This window comes from Moraxella sp. VT-16-12 (genome assembly GCF_002224245.2).
Lineage (GTDB): Bacteria > Pseudomonadota > Gammaproteobacteria > Pseudomonadales > Moraxellaceae > Moraxella.
On sequence record NZ_NKHK02000003.1, the window covers coordinates 40,422 to 58,229 of the forward strand.

General features: G+C 43.7%; 13 protein-coding genes. 6 read left to right on the forward strand and 7 right to left on the reverse strand.

Features of this window, described 5'->3' with window-relative positions; genetic code table 11:
• Positions 1 to 11: 11 nt before the first annotated feature.
• Both CEW93_RS03215 and CEW93_RS03220 read right to left on the reverse strand, forming a co-directional pair.
• On the reverse strand, positions 12 to 842 hold the full coding sequence (locus CEW93_RS03215) for a M48 family metallopeptidase (protein WP_089540663.1): 831 nt from the start codon (positions 840 to 842) through the stop codon (positions 12 to 14).
• Between the two features lie 118 nt (positions 843 to 960).
• Positions 961 to 2,286, reverse strand: a complete 1,326-nt coding sequence (locus CEW93_RS03220; protein WP_089540661.1) for an MFS transporter — start codon at positions 2,284 to 2,286, stop codon at positions 961 to 963.
• 160 nt (positions 2,287 to 2,446) lie between these two features.
• Between CEW93_RS03220 and CEW93_RS03225 the strand changes: the two genes are divergently transcribed.
• Complete coding sequence (locus CEW93_RS03225) at positions 2,447 to 5,035, forward strand: autotransporter assembly complex family protein (protein ID WP_143822795.1); 2,589 nt, start codon at positions 2,447 to 2,449, stop codon at positions 5,033 to 5,035.
• Between the two features lie 77 nt (positions 5,036 to 5,112).
• Positions 5,113 to 10,044 carry a translocation/assembly module TamB domain-containing protein gene (locus tag CEW93_RS03230; RefSeq protein ID WP_089540657.1) on the forward strand — a complete coding sequence of 1,644 codons (4,932 nt, stop codon included), beginning with the start codon at positions 5,113 to 5,115 and terminating at the stop codon, positions 10,042 to 10,044.
• A gap of 66 nt (positions 10,045 to 10,110) precedes the next feature.
• On the opposite strand, the gene hemP is transcribed toward CEW93_RS03230, so the two are convergent.
• Positions 10,111 to 10,278, reverse strand: coding sequence for a hemin uptake protein HemP (gene hemP, locus CEW93_RS03235; RefSeq protein WP_089540655.1), 168 nt, complete (start codon positions 10,276 to 10,278; stop codon positions 10,111 to 10,113).
• Positions 10,279 to 10,498: 220 nt separating this feature from the next.
• Here hemP and CEW93_RS03240 point away from each other — a divergent pair, with 220 nt between their 5' ends.
• From CEW93_RS03240 to CEW93_RS03255, 4 genes are all read left to right on the forward strand, one after another.
• Positions 10,499 to 11,488 carry an NUDIX domain-containing protein gene (locus tag CEW93_RS03240; RefSeq protein ID WP_186727881.1) on the forward strand — a complete coding sequence of 330 codons (990 nt, stop codon included), beginning with the start codon at positions 10,499 to 10,501 and terminating at the stop codon, positions 11,486 to 11,488.
• A 140-nt stretch (positions 11,489 to 11,628) separates the two neighbouring features.
• On the forward strand, positions 11,629 to 12,966 hold the full coding sequence (locus CEW93_RS03245) for a glyceraldehyde-3-phosphate dehydrogenase (RefSeq protein WP_089540650.1): 1,338 nt from the start codon (positions 11,629 to 11,631) through the stop codon (positions 12,964 to 12,966).
• 274 nt (positions 12,967 to 13,240) lie between these two features.
• Positions 13,241 to 13,546 carry an SH3 domain-containing protein gene (locus CEW93_RS03250; protein ID WP_089540648.1) on the forward strand — a complete coding sequence of 102 codons (306 nt, stop codon included), beginning with the start codon at positions 13,241 to 13,243 and terminating at the stop codon, positions 13,544 to 13,546.
• 93 nt (positions 13,547 to 13,639) lie between these two features.
• Entirely contained in the window at positions 13,640 to 13,990 is a 351-nt protein-coding gene (locus CEW93_RS03255) for a hypothetical protein (RefSeq protein ID WP_089540646.1), read from the forward strand.
• A gap of 59 nt (positions 13,991 to 14,049) precedes the next feature.
• Here CEW93_RS03255 and CEW93_RS03260 read toward each other — a convergent pair whose 3' ends face one another.
• From CEW93_RS03260 to CEW93_RS03275, 4 genes are all read right to left on the reverse strand, one after another.
• Positions 14,050 to 14,616, reverse strand: coding sequence for a DUF1287 domain-containing protein (locus CEW93_RS03260; protein WP_089540643.1), 567 nt, complete (start codon positions 14,614 to 14,616; stop codon positions 14,050 to 14,052).
• A 31-nt stretch (positions 14,617 to 14,647) separates the two neighbouring features.
• On the reverse strand, positions 14,648 to 14,995 hold the full coding sequence (locus tag CEW93_RS03265) for a RidA family protein (RefSeq protein ID WP_089540641.1): 348 nt from the start codon (positions 14,993 to 14,995) through the stop codon (positions 14,648 to 14,650).
• Positions 14,996 to 15,008: 13 nt separating this feature from the next.
• Positions 15,009 to 16,265 (reverse strand): D-amino acid dehydrogenase, encoded by a 1,257-nt coding sequence (locus CEW93_RS03270; protein ID WP_370511931.1) that lies wholly within the window; start codon positions 16,263 to 16,265, stop codon positions 15,009 to 15,011.
• Positions 16,266 to 16,340: 75 nt separating this feature from the next.
• Positions 16,341 to 17,702: an AarF/ABC1/UbiB kinase family protein gene (locus tag CEW93_RS03275; RefSeq protein WP_089540636.1), complete on the reverse strand. Its 1,362-nt coding sequence runs from the start codon at positions 17,700 to 17,702 to the stop codon at positions 16,341 to 16,343.
• Positions 17,703 to 17,808 lie beyond the last annotated feature (106 nt).

Here is a 17,808-nt window from a genome sequence, read left to right on the forward strand (position 1 = left end):
GGGTTTAGGTTTTATTGTTTAAAGGGTTTGACCGATAGGTTGTTATCAGCGATTTTCCAAATATAATAGCCACCGTTATCAATGATTTTGATTTGTTCGGTGATTTGAGTGTTGCTGGGGTGTTTGGTTTGCAGGGCAACCAAGCGTGAACGGGCAAGCTCTTTTTTGTCGCTTAACAGGTCAGATTGGGCAAGGCTTTGTTCAGCTTCAATATATCCCAAAGAAGCGGCTTTATCTAGGTATTTTTTGCCTTCATTAAAACCCCCTGCTTCACTAATCATCATGCCATACAAAAAGTTAGCTTCATCGTGATTGGGTTTTAGTTTGATGGCTTTTGCCATGTGAGCATTGGCTCTTAGGGAGTAGGCTTCACCAAGGTTTAGGTTTCTTGCCATGCCGTTGATTTTGGCAGCACGTAGCACCACTTCAAAATGGGTGTTAGGAGCGGTGGCAAAAGGCTCTATCCAATCAGATAAATGTTTGATGTTTTCCCCTGTAAAATGCTCTGTGGTGCGATTGGGGAAGTTTGGTGGGTAGTGGCGAGCGTTGGGGGCAACATCTGCCAAAAATTCATCAATCAGCGTAACGTCCATCTGTGTATTGCCTTTATTATCAGCAGGTATAGTGATGGTTTTGATGGTTTGGGGGTTTGAGACGCTGGCACTGATGGCAGGTACACCTGCGACGGCATTGCTTAATAAATTGGTGGCGTTGGGATGTTTGATGGTGGTGGTAATCTCGCCACGCATGGTGGGTGAGATGCTACTTTGAACACTGCTATTGATTTGGGCAAAACTTGCTAAGCTAAGCAGCAATGTGCAGGCGAGTAAGGTTTTTTTCATGTTTAATCCAAAAATTAAAAAAGCTCAAAAATCATATCAAACTTATCTTAAAACTCTACAAAGAAATGCTGATATTTTAAGTGAAATTGTTACACCTTTGTAACCCATCTGTTGGTGGTCAAATGGGGATGTCGCTTTGGGTGGGGGTCATGGTGTCTTTATATTGGTTGAGTTTTTTGTACAAAAAAATCCCAAAAATCAGATTGATTATCCCTGTAATGGCAAATAGTACAGGTAAAGATGTGCCAAGCACGCTTAAAATTACAATGGAAAATATCGCTGAACCAACCATAAAAATGGCATTAAAGATGTTGTTTGCCCCAACAATCCGCGAGCGATGGCTGATGGGGGCGTACGCTTGCATAAAGGCATACAGTGGCACGATATACACCCCACCTGATAAGCCAAGTAAAAACAAATCTACAAATACTCGTGTTGTGCCATCTTTGTCCAATAGCTGACTGATGTTAAGACTGCCATCAGTGGTGCTGATGTGTATGGCATTTAAAGCCAAAAATAAATCTATGGCAAATACTGACAAACCCAAAATACCTATGGGCAAGAGTTTTAGGCTGATTTGGTTTTTGGTCAGTGTTTTGCAAAGTAGCGACCCTAATGCCGTTCCGACCGAAAATAGCGTTAATAAAAAGATGACCACAGACTCATCACTGTGCAAAATCACTTTGCTAAATTCAGGCACTTGGGTTAAAAATGTTGCCCCATAAAACCAAAACCAACTATTGCCTAAGATGATAAAAAACAATAAAGGCAGACCATATAAGTATTTGATGATGTCAAAACTGGTGCTAAAAATGTTGTAATTGATTGCTAAATTGGGGGCGTGCGATGGTGTGATAGGTACAAATTTAGAAGCACCAAAACCCAAAATCGCTACCGTTAGCGTTACACATGACACCCACAAAAGCGAATTGTTCATTTGGGTGAGCACACCTGCACTCATCATGCCTGTTAAAATGGCAAGACTTGTGCCTGTTTGAAACAGACCGTTTGCCCCAACCAGCTCATCTTTTTGCATGGCTTCTGGCAGATAAGAATATTTGACAGGTCCAAAAAATGTGGACTGTGTTCCCATCAAAAATAACGCCACAAATAACAACCAATATATCTCAAACATAAATCCTATCATTGCCATTGCCATGATGATGATTTCTAGCAGTTTGATGGCTTGGGTGAGACGGGATTTTTCATATTTATCAGCGATTTGACCTGCCAATGCTGAAAACAAAAAATAGGGCAAAATAAACAACATGGCAGCAAGATTATTCAGTAGGCTGATTTTCATGCCCATTTTGGCAGCAGCAGAGTAGGTGAGAACCAAGATTAACGCCTGCTTAAAGACATTATCATTAAAAGCCCCCAAAAATTGGGTAAAAAACATCGCACTAAATCGGCGGTGTTTAAATAAAGAAAATTGAGACGCCATGTAATACTTTTTGTTGCCAGAAAAATGCTATAATAACAGAAATTTATCAGATGGTCATCAGCTAAGGAAAAATGTGAGCACGTGTTTTTTTAAAATTGCTCAAAAAACAACCATAACATCTCTGGTTTTGACAGTTGCAACAGGCGTTTATGCACAAAATGTGGCACAACAAGACCAAACGGTGGCGTTACTCACCCCAGATGAGATTGAGCAAAAACTGTCTGCAGTCAGTCTTGTGTCCACCCCAAATCCTGATGACGTTTACTCCCAAGACATACCAATTTCACGCATTAATCAAACACAGACGCCTTTGGGGCTTGATGTCAATGCCATCACTCGCCTGCCAACCTTAGAAAGCGTTGTGGCAATGACAGATGATGGGGCAGATGATACGATTGACCCAAATGATTATATTCCTGCTCTTGAAGCACCGCAAAACGAGCCAACACCTGCCGATGAGCCAGTGGATATTGTTGCAAAACCTAACCTCATTCAAAGGTTGTATCGGCGATTGTTTCATGATGGTGTGGAAAAATTAGACCGTCTAAAACCCCACATTTATCTGTCTCCCCAAAACGCCCAAATGCCCCAAAAAAGTACTGATTTGACACAATTACAGTTATTGGACAAAAAAGCGCGCAAACAAGAGCCCTATGCCAACATCATCGCCACTTTGGAAGAAAATACCGCTCAAAGTGTGGCAGATTTTCGTGTAGCCGCCCCAAAACTTCGCCAAGCTGTCAAAGATGCAGGTCGTGCGGTGGGGTATTATGAGATGGATTTTAGTCTTACAAAAACAACGTCAGGCGAGCTGAATGTCATCATTCATCATCTTGGCGAGCCTGTTAAAGTAGAAACCCAAGCCTTGGACGTGCGTGGTGATGGGGTAGATGACCCTGCTTATCAGGCAGTCGTACAAAACGCCCCCTTAAAACAAGGCGATGTGTTTCATCATGGGCGTTATGAAGCCACCAAAACCGCCCTTGACCAAGTCAGTGCTGAATCAGGCTATTTTGATAGCCGTTGGCTGAGTAATTCGGTGGATGTCATCTTGCCTGACAATATGGCGGACGTAAGTTTGGTGTATGACACAGGCGAGCAGTATGTGTTTGATGAAGTGGTGTTTTTTACTTATGATGAAAATAGCCGCACTTTAACCACCGACCCTAATAAACTGCCCATCAAGCCTGAGCTGTTAAAAAAACTCATGAGCTTTGAGATGGGAGATGCCTATAACCGCACTGCCATTCGTAACCTAAGTAACAGCTTGCTTGCCACAGGGTATTTTAACGGAGTAAATACTGAGATGGTGTTGCCTGAGCGTGTGGCTGGTGGGGATATTGCTTTTGAGCGTACAGACACAAATCAAAACAATCAAGCAGATGGTCAAAACATACAGCTTGATGAGATGAGCGTGGACATTTCGCCCATTGAGTTTGGCACATCACAAGCACTAAGTGAAAAATTGGCTTTGGTAACTCAAAAAGCAGAGCGACTTTATCATGCTCCTGATGACCGTTTGCTCATCACAGACACCACCAAAAAATCCAAAACCATCTTAGGGCGTATTAGTGATGCCGTTAGCACCATTGCCAAAGCCATATTGCCTGACGAATCATCAGACGTGTTGTCTGAACAAATAGAGCCACTGACATTGTCAGGACGTAAAACACCCCAGCAAGTATATCAAGATAAAAAAGTGCCCCTATATGTCTTTGTGGTGGCAGACAAGCCAAAAGACGCCCAAATTGGTGTGGGTTGGGGGTCAGATAGTGGGGCAAGACTTCACACCAAATTTGAACACAGGCTGCTCAATAAAAGTGGCATGCAAGCGGGGATAGATGTCGGTTTGTCTCAAAAAAATCAAAGTGTCAATACCTATATCACCAAACCAATGACGCATCCTTTAAATGACACTTTAAAAGCAAGTTTGTCTTTTGAAAATGAGCTGGTTAATCAAGGCGTGGGTAATTTTGGTCTAACATCAAAAAGCCTAGAAACAGGACTTAGTCGCAACATCATCAAAGATGAAGGCTGGCATCGCACCTACTCCATTCGTTATCACTTAGATGAGCTAGAAACCCGAGCTGAGCGAGCGGTATGGAAAGATTTGCCCATTTGGTTTTTAAATGGTAAACCCACCCAAGAAGCTTTGTTGGTGGGTTATGGCATGAATAAAGTGGTGGCAGATAATACATTGTCTCCCATGCAAGGTTATAGACAGCATTATTCGCTAGAAGCTGGGCTAAATGGTATCTTGACCGATACCAATATGGCGATATTAAGAGCGGGCGTAAGTGGCATATATAGCTTTGGTGATAATGCTTATGGCAAAAATAGGGCTCATCAGCTCATCGGTGGTGTACAAGCAGGCTATTTGTGGGCAGATGATTTTAACGCCGTGCCTTATAAATTAAGATTTTTTGCAGGGGGCGACCAGAGCATTCGTGGCTATGGCTACAAAAGCCTATCTCCTTTGTCTGATAAAGGTTATCTTGTTGGCGGTCAAAGTTTAGCGGTGGTAAGTGGGGAATATAATTATGAAGTGCTAGAAGGCTTGCGACTGGGGGTGTTTGCTGATGTTGGTAATGCCTATGATAAAGATTTTAGCAATGCCACCAAAATTGGTGCAGGCGTGGGCGTGCGTTGGGCATCGCCTGTTGGTCAGGTGCGTATTGATGTCGCCACAGGTGTTAAAGAGCAGGGCAATCCCATTAAAATTCACTTTTTTGTTGGCATGCCTTTTTGATTTGCAAAATTGTTTGGCTTGTGTTTTAATGTTGTATTTTTGTATTTTACCACGTTTATCTTGAATAAAAATTATCCATGACAACGCCTACTTCCCCAACGCCCACCCCAAAAAACCCCATTAAGCGTGGGTTTTTTTGGTTGTTTATGCTGTTTGCGGTGTTATTGACTTTATTGGTTGTGGTTGTTGGTTATGTCATGACCACGCCCCAAGGCACAAAATGGGCACTAAGCACTTTGGTCAAACGCACAGAAGTGGCATTGACTTATGATGGCGGTACACTTTATCAAGGCATAGATGTGTCAGGTGTGTCAGTCAAGGCAGGTGATATGACCATCAGCACCGATAAGGCACATCTAAAACTGGGCTGGCGAGCATTATTATTAAAACAGGTGCATTTGATGGACGCTCAGGTGGGTGAGCTGATTATTCATGACCCCAAGCCCCCAACAGGCGAGCCGTTTGATTATCCAACCATCAGCACACCTGTGCCTATCTATGCTTATAATGTCTCTGCCACGACGGTTCGTTACGAGCAGGCAACCAAAGACCCTGTGCTGCTTTATGACATTCATATCAATCAAGCCCATTGGTCAGGCACAAAAGTTTTTGTCAGTGGCGGGCGATTGGATTATGACCATATGGTCAAAGTCTCTGGTGTAGCGGGGGATATTGACTTAGATGGTGATTACCCGTTGGACGTTGTTGCTGATGTAGAGATTGAGCCCATTAAAAAGGTTCATTTTGACACTTTACACGCCAAGTTTAACGGTTCGCTCAAACGCACGCACGGCACATTAACCAGCCGATATAATGGTCATGCCATACAAGGAGAATTTGTCGCTCAGGGGCTAAGTGATGATGTGCCGTTTTATGCTAGATTATTATTTGACAAAGTGGTACTGCCTTATGCAGATGAACAAAACATCACATTAACTGATGGAGCGATAACAGCAGACGGCACGATTAATAAGATTGAGCTGCGTATCAATGCTGATATGGTGGGCAAGGACATACCAAAAGGACGTTATCAAGGACGTGCCATGCTCAATGTTGGTGATGATGGTATGGATGTGGCGTATTTAAAGGCGACCACCGCACAAGGCGTGCTGACCGCAACAGTTGATATGAGCTGGGCAGATGAGTTTAATATGCGTGCGGTGTTATCTGGTGATGGCGTTAAAGTGCGTGAGATGTTGCCCCTTGAATTTCAAGAGTACCAAGCATATTTGCCAACGACCTTGACAGGTTCTTTGGGGATAGAATATTTTAATTTAGATGACAATAAAGACACCAAATGGACATTTGATTTAAATCAAAAAGATGGTGAGCAAATATCTGCCACATTGATCCAATCACAAGTTCGCCTAAATCAACCTTGGCAAATCCAAGCAGATTGGAAACAGCTCATTCGCCATCATGTGCCAGATATTGACCGCATTGACAGCCCTTATGGCTCAGTATCGGTGGTGGCAGGTGAGACGATAGACATTCATGCCAAAGGGCGTATCCATGCCTTATCTGTCGCCCCAAAAGGGGATTATGATATTACTGCCAAGATTCAAGACAAACACATCGGTCTATCAAAGATGGCTTATGATGGTGATGTGGGGCAATTATCGGGCAAAGGCAAGATAATATTGGCACACAAAAATCAGCCTTTATCATGGCAATTTGATGTGTTGGCTGATGGGCGTGGGCTGTTGCCAAACGCTTATTTGGGAGAGAATGCCAGTCCTGTCAGTCGTCTGCTTGGCAGTATTTCCGCCAAGGGCGTGATGAAGCAAATGGGCAAAACCGCCAAGCACGACATTAGTATCACAGATGGTGATTTGACTGCCACATTGGCACAAGGTGAAGTGCATTTGATGGGAGCAGGTGGCGGCGTTTTGACTTTGTCAGATAATAAGTTGCAAAATTTTCAAGCAAACTTTAAGGGCGATGTTACCCAAAGCATATACGCCCCTTTGCCAAAAAGTGCCTTTGCCTTAGATGTGGCGGGAGATTTGTCTGCTGTTACGATAAATAAACTGTCTCTTAATAACCCTGATATCACCACCCAAATCACAGGAAAGCTTGGACTGACAAAGGGTGTCTCTTGGGATTTGATGGCAAATATTGAACATCTTAATACCCAAAAATTTGTCCAAGACAATACACTCATTGCTAAGATTGGTGGTAAACTTAGCACCAAAGGCACTTATCAGGATGATAAATTACAGCACATTCAAGCAGTATTTCAAGGTCATCTAAAAAATGACACCATCGCCACAGGCAATCTGTCTTTTGATGTGCTGGGTAAACAAAACCAATTTACCATCAATCATTTTACGCACAAAGGAGAAGCAGGCGAGCTGTTTGCTAAGGGTAAGGTGGATATTGATAAGCTGTCATGGGATTTGGTGGCAAATATGCAAGCCTTTAATGTGGGGGCGTTTGTTAAGGGGATGAGTTCGTCGCTGACAGGGGGGTTTGCCACGCATGGCGTGTGGGTCGGTCAAGATAAGACGCTGGCGGTGGATAAACTGAACATTGGTGGTCAGCTAAATGGTCAGGTACTTAGTGCCACGGGCAGTATTTTGGCGAAACTGCGTCTGCCCAAGGATTTAGAAGGGTACTTCAATCGCTTAAAAAAAGCCACGCAACTTCCCAAATCGCCCAATGATTTTTTTGCTTTGCAAGAACAAATCCAAGCCAACTCTCGTCAAGCCCAGCACATTGTTCGGACACTGGTAGCAGATGATTTGACCATAAAAATCGGTGATAATATTGCCAAAATGGACGGCACAGAACAAAAACTCACCACCACGCTGGACATCAAAGAGCTCAGTCAGCTTTGGGCGGATGCACAAGGCGTGATACAAGGCGGTTTGATTATCATGAATGATAAACACGCTTTGCCGACCGTGTATGCAGATTTGACCGCTAAGGGTGTGCGTACGGCGGATATTATTGTGGAGCGTGCCAGCGTGCTTGGTCGGGTTGAGAATTTGGCTCAATCACCAAGCCATATTCATTTAGAAGCGGACAATATCATTGCCTTGGGGCGAGTGATACAAAAGGCACGTTTGGATTTTCAAGGAACGCAGTCCAATCATCGCTTGTCTTTTGCCAGTAAAAATGCCAGCTTAGATGTCAAAGCAAATGTTACAGGGGGCTTTGATGGCAGTCGCTATCAGGGCATACTCTCAGAAGGACAAATGCAGACCCGTTTTGGTCGTTTGACTCAAAGACAGCCCAGCGAGTTTGGTTATGTATTAAGCAATAATCGTTTGCAAGTCGCCCCGCATTGTTGGCAGACCAGTGGCACAAAATCTGACAAAACAGGCTCTTTATGTTTACAAAAGACCTTGACTTATTCGTCTGTGGGTGGAGATGTGGATTTAGTTGTTCAAAATTTAGACACATCTGTGTTATCACCCGTTTTGCCAAGCGACATGATGTGGCAGTCTAATCTTAATGGTAAAGTGCAAGCCAACTGGCAAGGGGGCAAAATCCCATTTGTAAATGCGGTGTTGTATTCTGATAATGGTCAAATCGGTGTTACCCAAGATGATACAGGTTATGTGCAAATGCCTTATGAGCGAATCTCACTGATTGCTCAAACATTGCCAACAGGCTTTAAAATCAGAGCGGACGTGGCAGGTTCGGCAGGTCAAGGTTATGCAGATGTGCTGATAGACCCTTATGCTGCCAACAAACCCATCAAAGGGGCGTTGGCATTAAGCGACATTAATCTTGCAGTCATACGCCCATTTTTCCCTGATTTACAAGCCTTGGCAGGCACGATAAATGTGGCAGGTGGTATTAGTGGTGTGTTAAATAAACCGTTGTTTTATGGCAGTGCTGAGCTAACCGATGGGCGAGTATCCGTATTTGGTGTGCCACTGAGTTTGACGGACATCAATGCAACTGCCACCATTAATGGCGCGCACGCCAAGCTAGATGGGAGATTTATGGCTGGCGAAGGCAAGGGCGTGTTGGATGGGCAGGTAGATTGGCAACATGAATTACAAGCCAAAATCGGCATTGCAGGCGAGCAATTAACCATATCCAGTCCGCCATTATTGACTGCCAGCATCAGCCCAGAGCTTGAAATGGTCATCAAGCCTTTACAAAAGTATGTGGACATCAAAGGTGTTGTGCTGATACCGTCTGCGGTGATTCGTCCACCAGAAGCCAGTGCAGATATTGTGGCACAGTCTGCTGATGTGTTGGTGATTGACCGTCGTTTGACGGGCAATGTGGCACAAGTGTTGGCAAAGGTTAAACCTTGGAGCATCAATGCTGATATTGGGCTTGATTTGGGCGATGATGTGAGTTTTAGGGGTTTTGGGGCAAAATTGCCATTGGCAGGCACCTTGCATTTGACACAAATCGGTCAAGGCAGTATGAAAGCTCGTGGCGTGGTGCAAGTCTCTGAACGCACGACCGTTGATGGCATAGGGCGAAACCTGGCACTAAATTATGCCCAAGTGCGTTTTAATGGTGATATGTTAAATCCACGTTTGTCCATTGAAGGGGAAAAAGAGATTCAAGGGCAGATTGTTGGTGTGCGAGTGAAAGGCACAGCCAGTAGTCCTGACATTACAGTGTTTAACAATGCAGGTTTGACCGAACAGCAAGCCATGAACGCACTTATCACAGGGCGGATTGATGAAGCTAGCGACGCTCAAACGTCCGAACAGGCGTTTCGCTCCCAAGTTACCAACAGTCTGGCAGCAGCAGGGCTAAGTTTGGGGTTGTCAGGCACTCGTGGCATTACCAACCAAATTGGTAACGCCTTGGGCTTGGAGAGTTTGACGGTGGATGCGTCAGGCAATTCCAGCGACACCAACATTAACGTAACAGGCTACATCAGCCCTGATTTGTATGTGCGTTATGGGGTGGGGGTGTTTAATGCCGAGTCAGAGCTTTCCATGCGGTATCAGCTGACTCGCCGTATCTATATAGAAGCGACCCGAGCGGTGGAAAATACCGTGGATGTGATTTACAAATGGAAATTTTAATAAATCGGTTTAAACAGTCAAATAAAAAAGCACCAAAATCGGTGCTTTTTGTCAATCTGGCTTGACTTATTTGGTCAAAATCAAGCGGTTATTGCGAGTTAGGCGTAGGCGGTATTCTTCGCCCTGATGTTCAATACGGACTTCCTTGGTCAAAGCGAACAGATTTTGAGAATGCAAGGTGGGCAGACGAGTGGCTTCACGATTGCTAAAATAGCGGGCGATGGTCATAGTCATGGCGATTTTCCTTATATGGGTGGGTAACGGGTATTTTCCCGAGCCACATTGGCTTAACTTTGAACTGACAGAGTTGGTATGTCCACCAACGTTTATAATGATATTTGTTTATAAATGCTAACAATTATCATTTGTTTGTATAATAACAGATTTTAAAAATAATGCAAGCCCTAAGCACAAAATTTTTTAAATTTTTTAAGTTAATATTAAAGGTATGTTTATGACGATAAACGGTAAAATGATTGATGTGGCGGTCGCAGTATTGCGTTTTGGTGATGAATTTTTGCTTGCCACACGCCACAGCCATCAGCACCAAGGTGGTAAATTGGAATTTGTTGGTGGTAAAATAGAGCAGGGCGAAAGCCCCAAATCCGCCCTAATCCGAGAAGTCAAAGAAGAACTTGGTCTTGATGTGGCGGGCAATACCATCACCAAACTGGGGCGGATTTGCCATGATTATGGCGATAAAATGGTAAGGCTTTATGTGCATCAAGTTTGGCTTGATGATGGTCAATATCTTGATTTTAAAGATAAAAATATTGGTTTGGACGGTCAAGCCATCGCTTTTTATGACAAAAGCTCCATCTTTTCTCAAACGGATAATTTTCCAACAGCCAATAAGATGATTTTGACATGGCTGACTTTACCGCTCACCATCACCATCAGTCATGTGCTAAGTCATTTTGGACACAAAAATGATTGGTTGGATTATTATCAGCACTTGCCAAAAGCAAGCACGCTTTTAATTCGTACGCAGGCGGATGTTAGTACCAATGCCCAACTGATACAAAAACTATCCATACAAAGAGATGATTTATGCTTTATTTTGTCATTACAAGATGTCAAAACCATTGACACATCACGGATATTGGCAATCCGATTGACCCATAATGAGCTGTTGGCGTTGGATTTATCCGCACCTAATTTACCAAATTTACCCATCATTGCCAGTTGTCATGATGAACACAGTATCAATAAAGCCAACGCCCTAGCAAAAATCTACCCTGTCATGGCGGTGTTGTTATCGCCTGTGCAGCTAACAGCCACGCACCCTGATACGCCTTGTTTGGGTTGGGAGCGTTTTGGGGAGCTTGCTGATATGGCAGATGTGCCTGTGATTGGGCTTGGTGGACTGTCGCCTGATGATTTGCCGATGGCTTGGAGATTTGGAGCGGTGGTGGTAGCGGGGATACGAGCCTTTGGCGGATGAACATTTGCTGATTTGGCACATTTATTTTTATAAAAAATATCATCATTTTAAAATAAAATAACCATTGTCAATATTGCCATTTTGCTTTACAATCTAAGAGTTTGTTTATCCATGCCATTTATTTATAAAAGGATAATTCCATGAGCATTTACCAAACCTACCTTACCAAACGCCAAGCAGATGAAAGTCAAGCAGTGGAGCTTGTCGCCCAGCTTGCTCGCCTAGCAAGCCAAAATGTTAATGTGCTGTTTTTTGGTGAGCGTGTGAGCTTGTCGGTGGCCGATGTTCTTGCCAAACACGACAAAGCAGGTCTGTCAGTTGCAGACAGCACGGATTTTGCCAAGGCGTTAAGCGTGTCTAACACTACCCTTGATTTGGGTCAGGCACTCAAAGCAGGTAAACAAGCTGGTGATTTTGCAGATGGTCAAGAAGTGCCCGCAACTGATGTGGTGCTGTATGGTTTTGGGCGGATTGGTCGCATTTTGGCACGCCTTTTGATGAGCCGTCCAGCTTCTGATAAGGGCTTACAATTAAAAGCGATTGTGGTAAGACCAGCAGGGGAAGGCGACCTTGCCAAGCGTGCCAGTCTGTTGGAGAGAGACAGTGTACATGGTTGGTTTGATGGCAGCGTGCAGGTAGATGGCAAAAATAGCGGCATCGTGGTGAATGGTCGCTTTATCAAATTCATCTATGCATCTGACCCATCAGAAGTGGATTATACAGCTTATGGCATTGATAACGCCATTGTTATTGACAATACAGGCAAATGGAAAGATGAAGCAGGACTTGGCAAGCACTTAGCCAGCAAAGGTGTCAAAAAAGTATTGCTCACCGCCCCTGCCAAAGGTGAGATTAAAAACGTGGTTTATGGTGTAAACCATGACACCATCGGTAGCGACACCATCGTATCAGCAGCGTCTTGCACCACCAATGCCATCACGCCAACACTTAAAGTTTTGCATGACACTTACGGCATTGTTAATGGACACATGGAAACCGTTCATGCCTTTACCAACGACCAAAATCTGGTAGATAACCACCACAAATCTGACCGCCGTGGTCGTGCCGCACCTTTAAATATGGTGATGACCAGCACAGGGGCAGCATCTGCGGTATCTAAGGCGATTCCTGGGCTAAAAGGCAAACTGACAGGTAATGCAATTCGTGTACCCACACCAAATGTGTCATTGGCCATCTTAAACCTAAACTTTGAAAAGCCAGTTGGTTCAGCCGATGAGCTAAACGCCTTTATCAAAGATAAATCACAAAGCGACCAATGGCAAGAGCAGATTGCTTATTCAGACAGCTCAGAAGCGGTTTCTACCGACTTTGTTGGTTGTGAAAAAGTGGCGATTTTTGATGCCAAAGCCACCATTGCCACCGACAGCCGTGCCACTTTATATGTGTGGTATGACAACGAAATGGGATATAGCACCCAAGTGATTCGTGTCGCCGAAACGATGGCAAAGAATGACTGATTTGTTTTAAATCAATGACTAAAAGCAGATACTACGAGTGTCTGCTTTTTATTTTATCAAAACAAAGCGATGATAAGACGGTGAGTATTTGTAATGGTTTGTGTGCAATGGTTAAAAATGTATCATTATGATAATTGATATTGACAATAAAAATTGGCGGGCGTATGATAAAGATGTCAATGAATATAGATGAAATATTGATTGATGCACCTAGTGGGTGTGGTAGTAGATTTTGAGTTGTTTAAAAGTGTCTTTCTTGAAATAGGAGTGATTGATGAAACGTCTAAAATCTTTGCTGATGGCGGTGGGGCTAAGTGTTGCAGTTGCTGTGCCAAATGTTGCATTAGCAGCCGAGACTTGCATGGTTACTGACCCCACAGACACACCACTGAATGTTCGTGCCGCACCAGGCAACAAAGGCAAAGTGATATATACCATTGATAACGGCATTATTGTTACCATTGTCAAATACAGCAAAAACAAAAAATGGGCATACGTAAGAGATGCTGATACGAGAGAAGATATTGGTTGGGTGTATCGTGAGTATCTTAGTTGTTCACCTTCTTTAAAAAATAGATAAGCCTTACCATCATCATGCTTTAATGTTTTATCTGTAATGGGCAACATAAAGGCTTGGTGATGGTACAAGAAGATATGACCAATAGGAGCAGTTATGAAAAAATTACTACTGGCATTTTTTGTGCTATTGGCGACAGTTCCTGCCTATGCCAAACAAAATACCACCACCTTAAAATTTGCCAAAGGAAGCTACTGCACAAGTTTTGATGGTTATTATCACAACCGTGTGTTTAACATTTATCTGTTAAAAGGACAGGCACTTGAAATCACCATAGATGATGTTGTAGATGGTGTGGTGGTCAAAGACTCAAAGGGCAAACGATTACAAGAAGTTGGGCTTGAAAATTTTAATTACGACATTAAAAGAACAGGCAATCACACCATTAAAATCAACCGAGCCAGCGTCAATGGTGGCAGCAGTAGCATTAAATTTTGTGCTTACTGATGATTGATAAAATGGCAAAACCCCCAGATTGGGGTTTTGTTTTTGTGTGATTGATGGAATTAACGAATGCGATAATGTCCTGTGATTTTAAATTGGTATAGGATATTTTCTTCTTTGGTGCCTTGTCCGATGTTGTGAATGATGAGCGGTATGCCAGTTAAGGTTTTTTTATCAGAGACAATACCGATATGCACCAAACCCTTACCCAAATCCCAAGTAACAATATCTCCTGCACGAAACTCTTGTGGCTTGTGGGTGCTTTTGACGGCATAGCCTTGGCGTTTAAAGTAGGTGGCGATGTTTGGCACGCGGCGATGGTCAATGTTTTTATCAGGAGATTTCAGCCCCCATTTTTTGGGATAAGCAGAAAAATTGGCTTTCATGTCTTTGTGAATCAGCTCTTGTAAGTCCATGCCTTGATGGCGTAATGCCCTGACGACCACATCAGTACAAACACCTTTGCTGATGGGCACATCGCCCATAGGATAGCTAAGGGCGGTATAAGCAGGGTCATAGCGAATGGTTTTGCCGATTTGGGTGCGTGCATCCACCACAAGCTGACCGCCAGAGATGGCAAGGGCGTGTGTGCTGATAAATAAAGCAAGACAGGCGATAAATTTTTTCATAATGATTACTTGTTTGGGAGTGCTGTTGGTACTATAAGCCGGCTGTTACCACAATTTCAATCAGCCATTTTGGATTGACCAAATCTGCTTTGATGGTCGCACGAGTGGGTGGTGTGTTACCTGCTAGCCAATGTACCCATTCGGCATTAAATTTATCAAAATCTGCCAAATCTTTGATAAATACTTGTGCACTTAGAAGTTTGGATTTATCTGTACCAGCTTTTGCTAGGGCTTTATCAATATTGTCAAGCACTTCACGAGTTTGTCCTGTGATGTCAAGACTGTCATCATTGGGCACTTGCCCTGCCAAATAAACCACGCCATTATAGATGGCGATTTCGGTAATGGCATCGGTACTGTCAATCTTTTGAATGTTCATAAAAGCTCCTAAATTAAAGATATCGCCCCATGTCTAGCCCGTCAAGGCTGATTTGGGGAGTGGTCTGTGTGATGATGTCGGCGATTACTTTACCAGAACCGCAAGCCATTGTCCAGCCAAGCGTGCCATGTCCTGTGTTGATAAATAGATTGTCAAATTTGGTTTTGCCGATGATGGGTGTGCCATCTGGGGTCATGGGGCGAAGTCCTGTCCAAAACTTAGCACCAGACAAATCACCACCATCAAACAGCTCACGAGTTACCATTTCAAGAGTTTCACGGCGAGCAGGTTTTAAGGACAAATCAAAACCTGATAATTCTGCCATGCCCCCCACACGAATGCGGTCGTCAAAACGGGTGATGGCGATTTTGTAGGTTTCATCAAGCACCGTAGAGACAGGCGATTTTTTCTCATCAACAATAGGAATGGTCAAAGAGTAGCCTTTGACAGGATAAACAGGAATGTTTAGTCCCAAAGGCAGTAGCATGGCACGAGAATAACTGCCCATCGCCATCACATAACGGTCTGCCGTGTGGCGTTCACCATCTACCATCACGCCAGTGATGTTGCCATTTTCTAGGGTGAATTGCTCTATGTGCTTGTTCATCAAAAACTTAACACCCAACGTCTTACAATGTTCTGCCAGTCGCTTGGTGAATAAATGACAATCGCCCGTTTCGTCATTGGGTAGCCTTAGTCCCCCCAAAAGCGGTGCAGTGCTGTATGCCAAAGCAGGTTCAGCACGGACAAGTTCATCTTTATTTAAGGTTTCATAAGGCACGCCAAGCTCTGACAATACTTTGGTGTCAAGTGCCATGGCAGCAAGTTGAGCATCGGTACGAAACAGTTGTAACACGCCACCTGTGCGATGTTCGTATTTTATGCCAATGTCATCACGCAAAGCACGAATACAATCTCGGCTGTATTCGGACACTCTCATCATGCGTTCTTTGTTGATTTGGTAACGGCGAGCATTACAGTTTTGAAGCATTTGCCAAATCCATGACAGCTGAAAACCCGAACCGTCAGGGCTGATGGCAAGGGGTGCGTGCTTTTGCATGAGCCATTTGATTGCCTTTTGGGGGATTTTGGGGGCAGCCCACGGCGTAGAATAGCCAGGGGAGATTTGTCCTGCATTGGCAAAACTGGTTTCCATTGCCACATCAGGCTGGCGGTCTATGACGGTAACAGATGCCCCAGCACGAGCAAGATAATAAGCGGTGGTGGTGCCAATCACGCCCCCACCCAAGATGATGATGTTCATATTAATCAGTTCTTTTGTGATGGATAAATGGTTTGGTTGCTTGATAAATACAATAAAAACATCTGTTTATTTTAGTTTATTTTAGATGACATATTTGCCAATAATCTTGTTGCTGTCAGTTCTGGCATCTATGGTGGACAACATGGCGTACGCCCCAATAAATTTACGACTGATAAACATCATCTCTTTTGGGGGTAGGGCAAATTCTTTTGACGTCATGCCATTTTTGGTGCGTATCATCACACGGTTATATAGGTCGGATTTTGACCAGATGTAATGACCACGTTCATCAAGCAGCTGTTGTGTGATGACATCGCTTTTGGCAAAGGGCTCGCACGCCAACAAAAATACGTCTGACACATCATCTTTGGGTTTGCCAGTTAAGTCATCAAAAAATGAATAGCCAGTCATGGCGCTGTTCATCATGGATTTGTCTTGGTGATAGCCAGCAATCAGCAAGTTTTTGGCGATGGTTAATAACTTGTCATCAAACCGTTTAATTGCCCCAAAATCCAATAAAACCAGTTTGTCATGACCATTTTCATCAAGTCTGACCAAATAATTGCCAAAATTGGGGTCGGTCTGCATTTCTCCCCAATCAAAAATCTCGCGTATGACAATCTCAATGGCTGATTGCCCCAAGCGGTCTCGTCTGTCTTGGGATAAGGCGAGTACTTGTGGGTCATTTAAGGCGATGCCACTTTCAAAGCTCATACAGATTAAGCGGTCAGTAGAGTAGTTGTCATAAATGGTTGGCACGACATACCGCTCATCATTCATCAGGTGATTGGCAAAGCGTTTGGTGGTGTCTGCTTCCATGCGATAATCTACTTCACGGTGTAGCAACGCACGAATTTCATCAAACCAATCATCCAGCGATTTGGTTTGCGGGATTGCTCCGGTGATTTTTAACAGTCGTTTAAATACCGCCAAATCAGCATCAATGGCATTTGCCACATTGGGGTATTGCACCTTTAATACCACTTGCCGCCCTGTGTATTTGTGGGTGGCTTTGTGTACCTGAGCCAGACTTGCTGTGCCAATCGGTGTCCGTTCAATTTCAAAATCCGCCACTTTATCCCCAAGCTGTGCTTGTAAGCTTTCATAAATCAAATGCCAAGCAATCGGCGTGGTTTTATCGTCTAGGGTGTGCAGTGCTGACACCACAGGTGGGGGGAGCATATGCTCACCATATAGAGCCAACATTTGACCAACTTTGACGACCGACCCTTTTAGTTTGCCAAGCTCAAAGGCAAGATAGTCTGCTTGTTCTTGCATAAAGGCGTTTTTTTGTTGAGCTTTTTGTTCCTTGGATAAAAACAGTCCAGACAACCCAGTTTTTGCCCAGTTTTTGCCGATGGTTAGGGAAGTTTTGGCAAGGGAAAGCTGACGGTCTAGGGTGGATGTTTTTAGGGTGTTTAAGGGGTGTTGTTGGTCGGTCATGATGGCGCATCTAAAATCTGCAAAAGTATAATGATAATCAAATTTTTGACAAATTAAAATAAAAATAACTGTGATGAATTGTCAGCTCTATTATAACAAAAAGCAA